This is a genomic window from uncultured Brachyspira sp. (genome assembly GCF_910588665.1).
Taxonomy (GTDB): domain Bacteria; phylum Spirochaetota; class Brachyspiria; order Brachyspirales; family Brachyspiraceae; genus Brachyspira.
Genome location: NZ_CAJUPR010000001.1, coordinates 205,048 through 221,381, shown reverse-complemented (window position 1 = coordinate 221,381; position 16,334 = coordinate 205,048). Strand labels below are relative to the sequence as shown.

15 protein-coding genes and 1 pseudogene are annotated in these 16,334 nt (G+C 29.0%); 11 read left to right on the top strand and 5 right to left on the bottom strand.

Translation table 11 applies throughout. The features are described 5' to 3' along the window. Positions 1-9: 9 nt before the first annotated feature. Positions 10-1,050 (top strand): tetratricopeptide repeat protein, encoded by a 1,041-nt coding sequence (locus tag QZ306_RS01125; protein ID WP_295159887.1) that lies wholly within the window; start codon positions 10-12, stop codon positions 1,048-1,050. On the opposite strand, the gene QZ306_RS01120 is transcribed toward QZ306_RS01125, so the two are convergent. Continuing rightward, positions 1,043-1,774, bottom strand: a complete 732-nt coding sequence (locus QZ306_RS01120; protein ID WP_295159885.1) for a WecB/TagA/CpsF family glycosyltransferase — start codon at positions 1,772-1,774, stop codon at positions 1,043-1,045. The genes QZ306_RS01125 and QZ306_RS01120 overlap by 8 nt on opposite strands. 27 nt (positions 1,775-1,801) lie before the next feature. Continuing rightward, the gene (gene pfkA / locus QZ306_RS01115) at positions 1,802-2,782 is read right to left on the bottom strand and encodes a 6-phosphofructokinase (RefSeq protein ID WP_295159883.1); all 981 of its coding nucleotides are present in this window, start codon (positions 2,780-2,782) and stop codon (positions 1,802-1,804) included. A gap of 138 nt (positions 2,783-2,920) precedes the next feature. Here pfkA and mgtE point away from each other — a divergent pair, with 138 nt between their 5' ends. The 8 genes from mgtE (at position 2,921) to QZ306_RS01080 (ending at position 12,058) form a co-directional block, all read left to right on the top strand. After that, positions 2,921-4,276, top strand: coding sequence for a magnesium transporter (mgtE, locus tag QZ306_RS01110; RefSeq protein WP_295159881.1), 1,356 nt, complete (start codon positions 2,921-2,923; stop codon positions 4,274-4,276). 68 nt (positions 4,277-4,344) lie between these two features. After that, a complete protein-coding gene (locus tag QZ306_RS01105) occupies positions 4,345-4,485 on the top strand; it encodes a hypothetical protein (RefSeq protein ID WP_295159878.1) in 141 nt (46 codons plus the stop codon). 205 nt (positions 4,486-4,690) lie between these two features. Continuing rightward, complete coding sequence (metK, locus tag QZ306_RS01100) at positions 4,691-5,872, top strand: methionine adenosyltransferase (protein WP_295159875.1); 1,182 nt, start codon at positions 4,691-4,693, stop codon at positions 5,870-5,872. Between the two features lie 169 nt (positions 5,873-6,041). Next, positions 6,042-7,109 carry a DNA replication/repair protein RecF gene (gene recF, locus QZ306_RS01095; RefSeq protein WP_295159872.1) on the top strand — a complete coding sequence of 356 codons (1,068 nt, stop codon included), beginning with the start codon at positions 6,042-6,044 and terminating at the stop codon, positions 7,107-7,109. A 103-nt stretch (positions 7,110-7,212) separates the two neighbouring features. Further along, positions 7,213-7,593: a BspA family leucine-rich repeat surface protein gene (locus tag QZ306_RS10635; protein ID WP_363322629.1), complete on the top strand. Its 381-nt coding sequence runs from the start codon at positions 7,213-7,215 to the stop codon at positions 7,591-7,593. A 192-nt stretch (positions 7,594-7,785) separates the two neighbouring features. Next, positions 7,786-8,958 (top strand): DUF4132 domain-containing protein, encoded by a 1,173-nt coding sequence (locus QZ306_RS10630; RefSeq protein ID WP_363322628.1) that lies wholly within the window; start codon positions 7,786-7,788, stop codon positions 8,956-8,958. Positions 8,959-9,114: 156 nt separating this feature from the next. Next, a complete protein-coding gene (gyrB, locus tag QZ306_RS01085; RefSeq protein WP_295159869.1) occupies positions 9,115-11,028 on the top strand; it encodes a DNA topoisomerase (ATP-hydrolyzing) subunit B in 1,914 nt (637 codons plus the stop codon). Between the two features lie 58 nt (positions 11,029-11,086). Next, positions 11,087-12,058 carry an NAD(P)-binding domain-containing protein gene (locus QZ306_RS01080; protein ID WP_295159866.1) on the top strand — a complete coding sequence of 324 codons (972 nt, stop codon included), beginning with the start codon at positions 11,087-11,089 and terminating at the stop codon, positions 12,056-12,058. Positions 12,059-12,173: 115 nt separating this feature from the next. On the opposite strand, the gene QZ306_RS01075 is transcribed toward QZ306_RS01080, so the two are convergent. From QZ306_RS01075 to QZ306_RS01065, 3 genes and pseudogenes are all read right to left on the bottom strand, one after another. Beyond that, positions 12,174-12,296 carry a hypothetical protein gene (locus tag QZ306_RS01075; RefSeq protein ID WP_295159864.1) on the bottom strand — a complete coding sequence of 41 codons (123 nt, stop codon included), beginning with the start codon at positions 12,294-12,296 and terminating at the stop codon, positions 12,174-12,176. A gap of 47 nt (positions 12,297-12,343) precedes the next feature. Next, positions 12,344-12,671 (bottom strand): annotated as a pseudogene (locus QZ306_RS01070) (bifunctional metallophosphatase/5'-nucleotidase); the annotation flags it as partial. A 55-nt stretch (positions 12,672-12,726) separates the two neighbouring features. Next, complete coding sequence (locus tag QZ306_RS01065) at positions 12,727-13,068, bottom strand: hypothetical protein (RefSeq protein ID WP_295159861.1); 342 nt, start codon at positions 13,066-13,068, stop codon at positions 12,727-12,729. 202 nt (positions 13,069-13,270) lie between these two features. Between QZ306_RS01065 and pepF the strand changes: the two genes are divergently transcribed. Both pepF and QZ306_RS01055 read left to right on the top strand, forming a co-directional pair. Beyond that, complete coding sequence (gene pepF / locus QZ306_RS01060) at positions 13,271-15,088, top strand: oligoendopeptidase F (protein WP_295159858.1); 1,818 nt, start codon at positions 13,271-13,273, stop codon at positions 15,086-15,088. 168 nt (positions 15,089-15,256) lie between these two features. Then, positions 15,257-16,294 (top strand): RluA family pseudouridine synthase, encoded by a 1,038-nt coding sequence (locus tag QZ306_RS01055; protein ID WP_295159855.1) that lies wholly within the window; start codon positions 15,257-15,259, stop codon positions 16,292-16,294. Positions 16,295-16,334 lie beyond the last annotated feature (40 nt).

Genomic DNA, 16,334 nt, shown 5'->3' with positions numbered 1-16,334 from the left:
AATAATTTTATGAAAACTTATGCGGCAGTTTTAGCATCTGTTATAACTATAGTGGCAATATTAATAGGGGTGTTTATAACTAAAGTTTCAGAATTATCTTCTCCTGAAAGATATTTTCAAAAGGGAAAAAGAAGCTATGAGATAGAAAACTACAATGAAGCTATTAACAATTTAAATGAATACCTATCTATAGACAGCAAGTCAAGACCTGTAAATAATATAGCGGAATCCTATTTTATGGTGGCTGATTCTTTAAAAAGACTGAAAAAATATTCTTTGGCAAAGGAAAGACTTGCAGGCATAATTAACAATCCTAATTTTGCACAGTACTCTATAAATGCCGTTTTAGCTTATGCCGACATATCCAGATTGGAAAATAATGCGGATCCTTATATAATATCTAAGCTTCAGGAGAATCTGAAAATAACGGATCCTATTTTAGCATCAAAGATAAATATACAATACGGATATCAATTATTTTTACAGAAAAAATACGGCGAAGCACTAAGTTATTTTTTAAGATATGACGGAGAATTAGCAGTTCTCGGAAGAGCAAGAGTTTATTTCAATATGAACGAATATGACAGAGCCTTTGAAACCTATGAGGATTTTCTTAAATATAATAAAACAAGCATATATTATAATGAAGTTGTAAGAACATATTTAATACAAGTTCCGGCTATGGCGCATAAAACTTTTACGGAAACCAATTATATAAAATCGAGAATGTATTATACAAAAATAGCAGCATTATTCCCTAGAACGGAATATGCAGAAGAAGCTTTATTTAAAATAGCTCAGTCATACTATAATGAAAAGAATTATAATAAGGCTATTGAATATTACAGCAGAGTAAGGCTTAATAATGTTTATACTTTAGATTCTGAAGCTTTGCTTTATATAGGATTATCATATTTTAAAGTCGGAAGATATTCAGATTCTTATAAAGCTTTAGACATATTTGTTTCAGAATATCCTGTAAATCCGAATGTCTCAAGAGCCAGAGAATATATGCAGGCTTTAGAAGAAACCTTGATTGCCGTTAATTAGAAGCATTTTTACTAATTTTACTGCCGAATATTTTTTCAAAGAGAACTAATATCCAAAATTGTATATATAAGATTGGAGATTGTAAAATGTAAAAATATTTTTTATCTTTATTGAGCATTTCCATATTAGGAGGCTTTATTTTACCAGCAAAACTGTCCAATGGTCTTTTAAAAGGTATGCAGAATTTCATATCCAAATTCTGCTTATTTAAATCAAACCAATACAATGCTTTCTTAAAACTCATATGTATTAGAAAAACATCAGGTTCTATCTTTTTAAATCCTATGAAAGCCTTATCAAGCTCTCCTTTATCCTTTGTATTTTTATAATTACCAAGCATATATATTTTAGGATAAACTTTTTTAATTTTTTCCGATATTGTGAAGAAATATTTTTCATAATCTCCGAATAAAAACAAAGACATATTTTTCTGTTCTATATAATCCAATATTTTAGAAAATAAAATAAATTCATTTATATATTTTAATTCCTCTTTGTATATAAATTTATACGCCTTAGCTATAAAAGGATGTGCAGCAATTACAAAAGAAGCATTTTTTATTATTTCTTTTAATTTTTTATTATGCCTTGCCTTTAAAAGATGATGCACATCCAAGTATATTATGAGTATATTTTTTCCATATTTAAAGTAATCGAATATTTCTTCAAGACTTACTTTGAAATTATCTATTCTGATTCCCAAAATGGATTTATTTTCTATCATAATAAATATAGCCTCTACTTTATTATTTTATATAGCAAGGGTTCTGCATAAAGCTAAATCTATAGGATCCACTTTAGGAACTTTTTTAACTGCATCCGTAAGAGGAGTATAAGTATATTCTCCCTTCCAAATACCTACAGCAACATTTTTTTTACCTTCCAGCAGAGCTTTTACGGCAATATAACCAAATCTTGCAGCCATTAAACGCTCTCTTGAAGTCGGAGTTCCTCCGCGCTGCATATGTCCTATAATAGTAACTCTTGTATCAAAGCCTGTTTTTCCCTCTATCTGCTTAGCCACTTCCATAGCTCCGCCTGACTCGTCTCCTTCCGCTACCACTATTATAGAAGATTTTTTACCTCTTTTTTTGGCTATCTGAAGCTCCTCTACTATTTTATCTATATCTGTAATAGTTTCTGGTATTAATATATCTTCTGCACCAGAAGCTATTCCCACCTCTAAGGCAATATAGCCTGCATGTCTTCCCATTACCTCCACAACAAAACATCTGCCATGACTAGTGGCTGTATCTCTTAATTTATCTATAGCGTCCATAGCCACATTAACTGCAGTATCATAACCTATTGTATAATCGGTACCAAATATATCATTGTCAATAGTTCCAGGTATGGCAACTATAGGAAATTCAGGATGATGATTATAAAAATCTAAAGCGCCTTTATAAGTTCCGTCTCCGCCTATTACTATTAAAGCGTCCATACCATGATATCTCATATTATCAGCGGCTTTTTTCATACCTTCTTCTGTTTGAAATTCAGGAGATCTTGCAGAAAATAATATAGTACCGCCCTGATTAATTATACCTCCTACACTTCCCGCTGTCATAGTATATACATCATTATACATAAGACCTTGATAGCCTTCTTTTATTCCTACTACTTCCAAACCATTAGCTATTGAAGTCCTTACTACACTTCTTATAGTGGGATTCATTCCTGAAGCATCTCCTCCGCTTGTTAACACTCCGATCTTTTTTATATCAGCCATATTAAAATAACTCCTTTACCTATTTTTTATATTAAAATACATTATTGGATTTTTTTTATTATTATTATATAATGCCTATATTATATAATAATAATAAAACAATTGATATATATAAATATAAAAAATATTATAAAAAATATGTCTGAAAATAAAGAATATACGGAAATTATAAATGTAATAGAAAATCAAAGATGGGACAAGCTAAAATATTTATTGTCCAATATGCATGCCGCCGAAATAGTTGATATTATAAGGATATTAGACGGAGACAGAAACAGAAGCATAGTTTTCAGATTATTATCAAGAGAAACTGCAGCTTATGTATTTTCTGAATTAGAAACTGAAGAGCAGGAAAAAATTATAGTTTCTATGAATGAAAATGAATTAAAAGAACTTATACATGAAATGAGTCCCGACGACAGAACATCTCTTTTTGAAGAACTTCCTGCAGACATCACTAAAAAGATATTTTCCCTTATGGGAGAAAATGATCTTAATATTACAAGACAATTATTGGGATATCCTGAATACAGCATAGGGCGTATAATGACGCCTGAATATATTGATGTGTACCCTGATTACAGCGTTAAGCAGACTTTAGAATATATCAGAAAATACGGAAAAGATTCCGAAACTTTTGAAGTTATATATATAGTAGATAAAGACGGCACATTATTAGGATATATATTATTAAAAGATTTATTATTTGCCTCTCATAATGAAAAAATAGAAAATCTTATGCATACTGATATAATATATCTATCCGTATATTCAGATCAGGAGGAAGCCGTTCGTGTAGGAAGAAAGTATGATCTGCTTTACATACCTGTAGTTGATTCTAAAAACGCTTTGATCGGCATAGTTACAATAGATGATATATTTGATATTGCCGAGAAAGAAGATACTGAAGACTTTCATAAATTGGGAGCCATAAGCGTTGATAATGATTTTGACGGTAATATAAAACAAGCTAATCCTTTAATATTATATAAGAAAAGAATACTTTGGCTGTTTATTTTAGTATTCGTCAATATTATATCAGGTTATGTTATAGGGCTTTTCGAAGAAACTATAAGCCGATATGTTTCTTTAATATTTTTCCTGCCTCTTTTAATAGACAGTGCAGGTAATGCAGGTGCTCAGTCTTCAACTCTTATAATAAGAAGCTTATCGGTCGGAGATGTAAAAAATACAGACTGGCTTTTTATGCTTGGAAAAGAGGCATTAGTATCTGTGGTACTAGGCATTACTATGAGCATTGCCGTATCATTGATAGCTGTTTTCAGAGGCGGATTAATAATTGCTTTTGCGGTATCGATTTCTATGATATTGGTTGTAGTAATAGGAAGTTTAATAGGATTATGCCTTCCCTTTTTATTTGTAAAGCTGAAAAAAGATCCTACCACAAGCAGCGTGCCTCTTGTGGCTTCTATATGCGATATAATAGGAACTGCTATATATTTATTAATATCCGCAGCTATATTAAACAGGTAGCAAATTAATTTTTTAAATCCGTACATCTGCTCTAATTCTTTTAGAGACATTATATTTAGCAGTAATTTATGAAGATACAGAATCCTGAAAAAATCAAAACTGTAATTCTTGATGAAATAATATCAAAAATAAAATTATATGAAATGTCAGATAAACAGAAATATTTTTTTAATGGAATAATAATACAGTATAAGCCTAAAAAATTTTAGAAATAGGAGTTTCTGCAGTAGTAAGTTCTGATATAATACTGAATGCTATTAAAATATATATTAGACGATTCTCTTATCATAACTGAAATAGGCAATATAGAATTTTTAATATTAGATAATGAGGCATAAAGACAAAATATTTTCTTGACTATTTATATTAACTACTATAAAATATAACGATTATATTTTAATAAGAGGTAAAACTATGGCTGAGATAAAAAATTATCACTTCTCTTCTGAATCAGTAACAGAAGGCCATCCTGATAAGATCTGCGATGCTGTAAGCGATGCAGTCTTAGACGAATGTTTAAAACAAGATCCTAATTCCAGAGTAGCCTGCGAAACTTTGGCAAAGACAGGAATGCTTATTATAGCAGGGGAAATCACTACAAAAGCTAGATTGGATTATCAAAAAATCGCCAGGGATACCGTAAGGCGAATAGGATATACAAGCAGTGATATGGGATTTGATGCAGACACTTGCGCAGTTATGGAATCTATTGCAGAACAATCTCCTGATATAGATATGGGAGTAAGTGCTGGAAAGGGTTTATTTAATTCCAAAACTTTAAATATTTCGGAAGGTGCAGGAGATCAAGGCATAATGTTCGGATATGCTATAAATGAAACTGAAACATTTATGCCTTTGACTATACATTTAGCTCATAGATTGGCGGAATGCTTAACTAAAATCAGAAAAGACAAAACTGTTGACTATTTAAGACCGGATGGAAAAAGTCAGGTTACAGTTGAATATAAAGACGGCAAAGCCTCAAGAATAGATGCAGTTGTTATTTCCACACAGCATGCAGCAGGAGTTGAGCATAAGCAGATAGAAGCTGACATAAAAAAATATGTTATTAATGAAATATGTCCGCAGGATATGCTTGATGAAAATACTAAATACTATATTAACCCTACAGGTTCATTTGTTGTAGGCGGCCCTATGGGAGACTGCGGCTTAACAGGCAGAAAAATTATAGTAGACAGCTACGGCGGACATGGAGCTCATGGCGGCGGGGCTTTCAGCGGAAAAGATCCCACAAAAGTAGACAGAAGTGCCTGCTACATGGCTAGATATATTGCTAAAAATATAGTGGCAAGCGGCATAGCAGACAGAGCATTAGTACAGTTTGCTTATGCTATCGGAGTACCAGAGCCTTTATCTGTATATGTCAATACTTTCGGAACAGCAAAAGTACATGATGAAGTATTAGCCAATATAATTACTAAAGAGCTTGATTTAACTCCTTCGGGCATAATAAAAAAACTTGATTTGAGAAGACCAATATATGAGAAGACAACCGCTTACGGACATTTCGGAAGAGAACTTCCAGAGTTTACTTGGGAAAAAACGGATATAAAAGATTTATTTGCCAATGCCTGATAATTTATATCAGAGATAAAAAATTAGAAAAGTTTTAAACATTTAAAAAGCTTGTTAATGATATTTTATTAACAAGCTTTATTTTTAATCGTATAACACTAAATACTACTATTTTTAAAGTTTTTAATATATAATATATTACACTAATAAATTAAAGGCTTAAATCAAAATGATACTCAAAGAACTTACATTGCGTTCTTTTAGAAATTATAATGAGAATATATTTGAATTTTCAGATAAAATAAATGTATTATACGGACATAACGGATGCGGAAAAACTAATATACTTGAAGCCATTTATATGCTTGGAAACGGCGTATCATTCAGAACAAGACTTGACAGAGAGCTTATAAAAAATGAAAAAGATAATTATTTTTTAAGAGGTATTTTCAGAGAAGCCGAATTAAATTATGATACAAATATAGAAATAGCATATCAAAAAAAATTAAAAAAACTATTTATTGATAAAAAGGAAATTGCATCAAGAAAAAACTTAATAGGAAGAATACTATATGTCATATTTCTGCCCAATGATACCGATTTGATAATAAATGAACCTAAATTAAGGCGCGATTATTTTAATATGCTTATATCGTCAGTATCCAGAGAATATTTATCTGCATTAATAAAATATAATAAACTTCTTAAAATGAGAAATATCTGCCTCAATACAAAACCCAATGAAGCATATATTTATAATAATGATATTGCAAAACTTTCTATTTATATAGCTGATGAAAATAAAAAATATTCAAAAATATTAGAAGAAAAAATGAATGAAATTTATAAAAATATTTTTAAAAATGAAAACCCTTATGCAATAAAATATCAGTCCACTGTAGAAGACATATCAAATGAAAACGAGTATATAAAAAAACTAGAATGCACTTTGAAAGAACAAATAAGAATGCATACAACATACTTCGGCATACATAGAGCGGATTATCAATTTTTTTATAAAGATTCTCTATCAAAAAAATTTTCATCTCAGGGAGAGAAGAGAATGTTTACGCTTATAATGAAATTGGCAAGCGAAAAAATATTATCAGAATACAGAAAAAAATCCCCTATTCTGTTGATTGATGATGCTATGCTTGAGCTTGACAATATAAAACGCTGCAGTATACTTGAATATATTAAAACATTAGGACAAGTATTCATAACAGTTACAGAAAAAGAAAAGGTAAAAAACTTTGAAAACGGCAAAATCTTTGATATACCGAATATAAAAAATTAAAAATCATAATTTAGGGAGAAAAAACAGAAAAATGAAATACCAACCTAAAACAAAAAAAGAATTACAAAATCTAGTAAAAGATAAAAATATTTATTTATGAGATATTGACACAAGTTTAATAACTGATATGAGCGAAATATTTTATTTTTATGATATTGGAGGAAAAGATTTTTCAGGTATAGAGAAATGGAATACTTCCAATGTTACAAATATGAGCGGTATGTTTAACGGATGCCAGAATTTTAATCAGCCTCTTAATAATGAAACTGTTGATTATTTAAGTCTGAAATGGATATTATATTTATATGCTTATTCTAATATCAATGTTACAAAAGTTTTAGAAAAAAATATAAAAGAAATTTATAAAATAGCTTTAGAAAGTAAAGATAAAAAAATTATATATACCAAAAATAAATTAGAAAATCTTTATTATGATGATTTAAAAGAACTGCTTGATTATAAACTCTTTGAAACTATTGAATAATATGAAGAAGCTATAAATAAAAAATTAAGCAAAGAAGATGAAAAGAAAGCTGCTTATATAAAAGACTGTAATGTATTAATAAAAGATAAATCGAGAGAAGTTAATATAAAAGTCATATGATATATATACTCAAAATATTCGTCTTTAAAAGGAAATATTTATAATATCCCTGAAATAGATTCTATTATTAATTTGCTTGATAAAGAAAGTTTTTCAAGTTTTGCAGAAAATATATACATAGAAACATATAAAAAAGCTGCTGCAGTAGTTTATAGTTTATGCGGAGGAGATGAGGCTTTAAGAAAAATATACGGAAAAGAAAAAGATTCTAAATTCTTTTTAATAATACTTAATATAAATATGTATAATAACTATGCTGTAAAATCATTATATGAAATATATTTAAAAACAAAAAAATATGAAATAAAAGAAACTGTATTAGATTCATTAAATGAAATATCAGAAAAAGAAGGATTATCTATTGATGATTTATGTTTGAAATATAGAGCAAATTTCGGATTTGATGCAAGAGGAGAAAAAGTTATTGATAATAATTATAAATTGATTCTAAATAATGATTGTTCTGTAAATGTATTTGATATAAAAAATAATAAAGTTTTAAAATCGGTACCAAAAGATTTATCAAAAAGCATAAAAGATGAAATTAAATATTTAAAAAAAGAAATACAAAATATTATAAAAAAACTTTCTATAAATTTAACTACATTATTGATATATGAAAAAAAATATCATTATAGTTTTTTCAAAGAAGTATTTATTGATAATCCTATAATGAATAAATTTTCTTCTTCTCTTGTCTGGAATCTATATGACAAAGATAATAATTTTATAACTCTTTTCAGATATACTAATGACGGAAGCTATTCAAATGCTGATGATGAAGAAATACAAATTAATAAAGACGGTTTTATAAGTTTAGCAAGTCCTGCAGAAATGGATGAAGAGACTATAAGCAAATGGAAACAGCAGTTAGAAGATTATGAAATCTCTCAGACTATAAATCAATTGCCTGTTATTAAATTAGATAAAAATAATTTGATAAATGAGATAGCGAAACTGCAGAATGCTGAAATAGCTTACGGTACTTTTAAATCTTTCGGAGCAAGATATTCTATGATAGCCAGTTATATAGGATGCAGCATAATAGGAGACTATTATCTAGAATTAGATAACGGAGACTATTTTAATATAAGTATAAATACAGACGAATATGTAGATTATAGAGACAAAGTAAAAATAAATATTAAATTTTCTAATACTGATAATAAAAAAGCATCAGACAGATTTGTTTACGGATTATTGATGCTTATGATATGGGATTTCAGATTAACAGAATTATTTTAATAATTAAAAAAGGATTTATAATTTTTTATTGCTGCTATGTTCGCCTACGCTGTCCGCCTTTGGTGTTGCTGTAATTTAAATTTGTAATATTATTATATTCATTGTATAATACATTAAAATCTGAAAATAAAATATTATAAGAGGAAAATTACAAATATGGCTGCCGCAGAAAAAACATATAGCTCGAAAAACATACAAGTTTTAGAAGGACTGGACCCTGTTAGAAAGCGTCCTGGTATGTATATAGGTTCAACAGGTGCTCAGGGTCTGCATCACTTAGTATATGAAGTTGTGGACAATAGTATAGACGAAGCTATGGCGGGATACTGTAAAAATATAAATGTTACCATTAAAAAAGATAATATAATGGAAGTGGAAGATGACGGAAGAGGAATACCTGTGGATATGCATCCGAAACTTAAAATTTCCGCTTTAGAAGTAGTTATGACCAAGCTTCATGCAGGCGGTAAATTTGATAATGAAACATATAAAGTATCAGGAGGTTTGCATGGCGTCGGCGTATCTGTGGTTAATGCTCTAAGTACGGAGCTTATTGCAGAAGTCAGTAAAGACGGCAAGCTATACAGACAGGTATATCATAGAGGCATATCCGAAGAGCCTGTAAAAGAAGTGGGTACGAGCACAAAAACTGGTACTAAAGTAACATTCAAAGCTGACAGCGAAATATTTGAAACTACGCTCTATGATTATAAAATATTGGCTAACAGACTTAGAGAACTGGCTTTTTTAAATAGAGGAATAAAAATAACTCTTACAGATGAAAGAGAAAGCAGCATTATAAGCAGCGAATTTTATTATGAGGGCGGTATAGAAATGTTTATAGCTCATCTTAATGAGAATAAAAAAGCATTGCATGATAAGCCTATATATCTGCATAAAAATGAAAATAAAACCGATGTTGAAGTTGCTATGCAGTATGTTGATGCTTATAATGAAAATATATTTACATACTGCAATAATATTAATACTACCGAAGGCGGTAGTCACTTGGTAGGTTTCAGAACCGCTTTAACCAGAGTTTACAGCGATTTTGCTAAAAAACTTGAACTAGATAAAAAGAATAAAATAACATTTATGGGAGAAGATACAAGAGAAGGTTTAGTTGCCGTAGTGTCTGTAAAAATACCTAATCCTCAGTTTGAAGGACAGACAAAAACTAAATTAGGAAATACTGAAGTACGCACTGCAACGGAAAAGCTTGTAGTTGAAGGATTAAACGATTATTTCTCTCAAAATCCTAAGGTTATAAAAGCTATACTGGAAAAAATTATATCCGCCGCACAGGCAAGAGAAGCCGCAAGAAAGGCAAGAGATTTAGCAAGAAGAAAAAATGCATTAGAAAGCGATTCTTTACCAGGAAAATTAGCGGACTGTTCGGAACAGGAAGTTGATAAATGCGAAGTATATCTTGTGGAAGGAGATTCTGCAGGCGGTACAGCTAAGGGCGGAAGAGACAGACATTTTCAGGCTATTCTGCCTCTCAGAGGTAAAGTATTAAATGTTGAAAAAGCCAGACTTGATAAGATAATAGATAATGAAAGTTTAAAGCCTATAATTGCCGCATTAGGCTGCGGGGTAGGATCTTCATTTGACATATCTAAAATAAGATACGGAAGAATTATTATAATGGCTGATGCAGATATTGACGGCTCGCATATAAGAACTTTGCTTTTAACATTTTTTTTCAGATATATGCGTCCTTTAATAGACTTAGGTCATATATTCATAGCTGTTCCGCCTCTATATAAAATAAGTTTTGATAAGAAAAATTTTGTATATGCCTATTCTGATGATCAAAGAGATAAAATACTTGAGGAAAATAAAGATAAAAAATACAATATACAAAGATATAAAGGATTGGGGGAAATGAATGCAGATCAGTTATGGGAAACTACTATGAATCCTGAAACAAGACTTATGTATCAGGTATTGACCGAAGATGCTGAAAAAGCGGATCAATTATTTTCTATGCTTATGGGAGATGAAGTAAAACCAAGAAGAGACTTTATAGAATCTAATGCAAGATATGTAAGAAATTTAGATGTTTAATCTGTATTTTTATTAAAAATTTTATATTTTAATTTTTTAAAATTAGGGAGTAAAGTTTATGGATAATAAATATGATTTAATTATTGTGGGGGGAGGTCCCGGCGGAATTGCTGCTTCCGTTGAGGCTGCCATACTTGAAATATCTAAAGTGCTTTTAATAGAAAAAGGAGACAATCATTCTACTACAATTAGAAAATTTTATAAAGATGATAAAAGAGTTGATAAAGATTATAAAGGCGAAAGTTTGGATTTAAAGGGAAATATTAAATTTGAAACTGCAACTAAAGGTGATGTATTAGATTTATTCAGCGAATGCTTATTTGGAAACTATATAGAGGCAGTATTTAATACGGAAGCAGAATCCATCAAAAAAAATGGAGAATACTTAGAAGTAAACACATCAGATAATAAAAAATATATATCAAAATATGTAGTGGCTTCTATAGGAAAAATGGGAAAACCTAATAAACCCGATTATAATATACCTTCCAGCCTAAATACCGCAGTAAATTTTAATATTTATAAATGCAAAGAAAATGAAAAGGTACTTGTAGTTGGAGGAGGAAACTCGGCTGTTGAATATGCTTATTTGCTTGGAAAAGACAATAATGTTACTATTAATTACAGAAAATCAGAGTTTACAAGACCTAATGAAAAAAATTTACAGACTATAAAAGAAGATATTGCAAGCGGAAAAGTAAAAGCAAGATTAGGAGTTGATATAAAATCTATAGAAGATAAAGACGGAAAAGTATTAGTTCATTATACTGACGGCATTGATGATATTTATGACAGAGTAATATATGCATTGGGAGGATCTGCTCCTGTAGATTTTTTAAAAAGATGCTCTATAAAGCTAGATGAAAGCGGAGTTCCTATAATTAATGATAAGCATGAAAGTTCTGTTGAGAATTTATTTATAGCGGGAGATATATTATATAAATCAGGAGGATCTATAGCCAAAGCTCTGAATGCAGGATTTGATATAGTAAATCATATTCATAAATTAATGAAAAACGAAAATAAATGATAATTTTTTATTATTGCTAATAAAAGCGACTGCGAGCCGTCAAGCAATCGGGAAAACTAAATATATTAAATTTGCTTTAATATACATTAAAATCTGTTTTTAAGTTAGCAAAAAATTAATTATCCTGATATAAAAGCTTATAGTCTTTCTCTCTGCCAGCTTTAATATAATCCTCTGGAACCGCTTTCCAATTATTAAGTTTTTCTATTGTAATAATACCTTTCTGACTTTCAAACAATTTAATAATATCTTAAATCATTATCTGTGGATTTTAAAACTAAATACATAATTCATATAATTTAAAACTTCAGACCATATATGATTTTCATTAATTGCAACAAAATTATAATAATAAACCGTAGGCTGACTCTGCAGAGAATATCCGTTATCTAATAATAAAAACAGCTTTGCCTCCGCTTTTTAACTTTTTAATATAAGATAATATATGGGCAATAGAAGTATTTGTAATCTTTCCTGTAATAAAATTATATGGAAAAATCATTCCATGAATATAGGTAGTTTGAACTATAGTAAAATTAACTTCGCTTTCAGCATATACTTTGCTAAATGATGCGTCAAGTGATACCGATAAAAACTTCCTATTATTAAACATCTTATTTATCATATTACGCTATAAGTATAATATAAATATAAAAAAAGCATACAAATTATTCTATTTTTAAAACTTTTTTTACTATATTAATATTTTTTATTATAAAATTTATAGAATTAAATATATAAATAAATGTGAATATTGTAAAAACTATTAAAAATATTCTTTTAAAAACAGTTTTATTTTTATCTGATTCATTTTCAGTCCAAAATAAATCAATAATATCTTTCTTCTTTCTTTTATTATTTTTACTGATTTTTTCTTGTTTTTTATCTTTAAAAAATAATCTGAAAATTAAAGATATTATTATGTAAATTAAACAGGCAAGTATTATAAAATTAAAAATCAAATAAAAAGTCATTATCTGTTCTATGTCATTTAAATTAAAATTTTTCATAATTTTTATATCCTGTATTTATTATTAAAATAAATATTTGAAAATACTAAAGTTTTGTAAAATTATATAGCCTTTTATATTATAAAATATAACATAAAAGAAGTTGCAAAAATATAATTTATAATATATTTTTTATAAAAAAATAACAATATAAAAAAATAATTCTTCAAAATAGATAATATAAATATTAAAGGAGTAATATATGAATGAAAATAAACTAAATGCTTTAATAGAAAGAAAAGATGTAAAAACAGAAGACACTTGGGATTTAAGCTTATTATATAAAAACGATCAAGAGTTTGAAAAAGACTTCAAATCAATTGAAGAGTTTTCAAAAGATGCCGCAAAATTTAAGGGAAGCTTATCAAAGTCAGCAAATGAATTAAAAAATATATTAGACAGTATAATGAAAGCCTCAATAATTTTAGAAAAATTAGGCACTTATGCATCCTTAAAACAAACTGAAGATTTAACCGACAATGATTCAAATATAAAAGCCGCCAGATTTACAAAACTTTATGCGGAATTTTCAGCCAATTTAAGTTATTTTGAACCCGAATTAATGAGTATAGACGCTGAAAGGCTCAATAGCTTCTTAAAAAATGATGTATTGAAAGATTATTTAATATATCTTAATAATATACTGAAATACAAGCCTCATACATTATCTGAAAAAGAAGAAAAAATATTGGCGCTTCAAAAAGAATTATCTTCAACAGCCTCAAATGTTTTTGACACTTTAAATGACGCAGACTTAGATTTCGGAGAATTGGAATACAATGGTAAAAAAATATCATTAACGCATGCATCATTCTCAAGCTTCCAAGAAAGCCATGACAGAGAAATAAGAAAAAAAAGCTATAATCAATTTTATAAACAATATGATAAGCATAAAAATACTTTAGCCGAACTTTATGCAAGTCAGATAAAACAGGATATTTTTGACGCTAAAATAAGAAACTATAACAGCGTAAGGGAAATGGAATTATTTGCAGACGATATACCTGTAAGTGTTTATGACAGCTTAATTGAAAGTGTTCATAATGCCTTGCCTGCAGTTCACAGCTACTATGAATACTGCGCTGAAAAATTAGGAATTAGCAGTTTCAGACAGTATGACAAATATGCGCCTGTAGTTAAAGATATAAAAATACACCATACATTTGACGAAGCGGTAAACTTATTATATAAAGCGCTGTCTCCTCTAGGCAATGAATATATTTCAGTTTTAAATAAAGGTTTAAATTCAAGATGGGTTGACAAATATGAAAATAAAGGAAAAATAAGCGGGGCATTTTCTTCAGGCTGTTATGTATCGGAGCCTTATATATTAATGAACTTCAGAGAAGAAAGTATTGAATCCGTATTTACATTAGCTCATGAGGCAGGACATAGTATGCATAGTTATTACAGCAGAAAGAATAATCCTTTTCAGCATAATAATTACACTATTTTTGAAGCAGAAGTTGCATCAACTTTTAATGAAAAACTTTTATTTAATTATTTAATGCAAAATGAAAATAAAAAAGAAGTTAAGGCATTTCTCCTTAATAAGGATATAAACGGATTTGTGGCAACTGTATTTAGACAAACAATGTTTGCAGAGTTTGAGCATATAATGCATAAAGAAGCGGAGGAGGGAAAACCTGCAACATTAGAACTTATAAGAAAAGTTTATAAAGATTTATTAAAAAAATATTTCGGAGATAAAGCTGTTTTTGAAGAGGCAAGCGATTTAGAGGCTTTAAGAATACCTCATTTTTACCGTTCTTTTTATGTTTATAAATATGCGACAGGTATGTCAGCAGCGGTAGCTTTATCTAAAGGCGTTATTCAGGGAAATTCTGAAGGAGACTATACAAACAGAGATAATTATTTGAAATTTTTAAAAAGCGGAGGAAGCAGAACTCCTATAGAAAATTTAAAAGCTGCAGGTATTGATATGACCAAAAGAGAAGTTGTTGAAAGTGCTTTGAAACTATTCGCCAAAGAAGTTGAGGAGCTGAAATCTTTAAATTAATTATAGTCAGTTAATAAAATTTCCTTATTAAGGAACATTGGAATCATATATCTGCCTCTCTTTAAGACTTTACCAAAGTATTAGCTTAACCGATTTTTTAATATATATTATTTTTAAGCAAACACAATAAAACTTTGACAATTTTTTTACTATTAGTATAATCATATTATGAGAAAGAAAAAGAACAGATTGAATGAAAATACAGAAGAATTATATAAAAAATCAGTAATAAGAAGATGCCGCATAGAAGAAAATATTGAAGAAAATACAAGACTTGATAAATATATGGGCTTCAGATTCTCTTATTATTCCAGAAATAAATGGCAGGATTTAATAGGAAGAGGCTTAGTTCTTCTTAATAATAAGAAAGTAAAATATACAAGATTCGTAAAAAAAGGAGATGAAATTGCTTATCATATTATAGACATGAAAGAGCCTGAAGCGGATAGAAATGTTAATATAGTTTATGATGACGGGGATTTAATTGTGGCAAATAAGCCTGCAAACTTACCCGTGATACCGTCTGGAAAATATTATCATAATACGCTTCATACTATTGTAAAAAATATGCTCGGATGCAGCGTTAATATGCTGAACAGAATAGACAGAGAAACAAGCGGATGCGTAGTTCTTTCAAGGAGCAGCAAAGCAGCATCAAATTTCTGCGCTATGCTTGCGGGAAGAAAAATAAATGCAAAGCAATATAAAAAAAACTCAATAAAAAAAATATACATTGCTGTAATTGAAAATGCAAAAGATATAGAAGATAAATTTATTGTTGAAGGATATATGCTTGAAAGCAGACATAAATATTACAGAAGATTTCAGACGCTTCATAAAGAAAATATTGAAGGCTCTAAATATTCAAAAACAGCTTTTAAAACCATAAAAAAAATAGGAGATTATGCAATTGTCATGGCCAGATTATATACAGGAAGAATGCATCAGATAAGAGTTCATTTATATTCTAAAAACTTATTTATGGTTGGAGATAAAATATACGGCAGGTACGGTCCTGTAGTTTTTGACAATTTTATAGAAAAAAATATTATGCCTGAAGGATTTTTTAAAAGACAGGCTTTGCATGCATACTCATTAACATTTAATCACCCTATTACAGATAAAATAATTAAAGTTAAAGCTCCCATACCTGAGGACTTAAAAAAGCTTATAAAAAATATACAAAATAAAAAAACTAATGATTAACATTAATACAAAAAATAGGCTGTATTAACGGCTCTTCAGT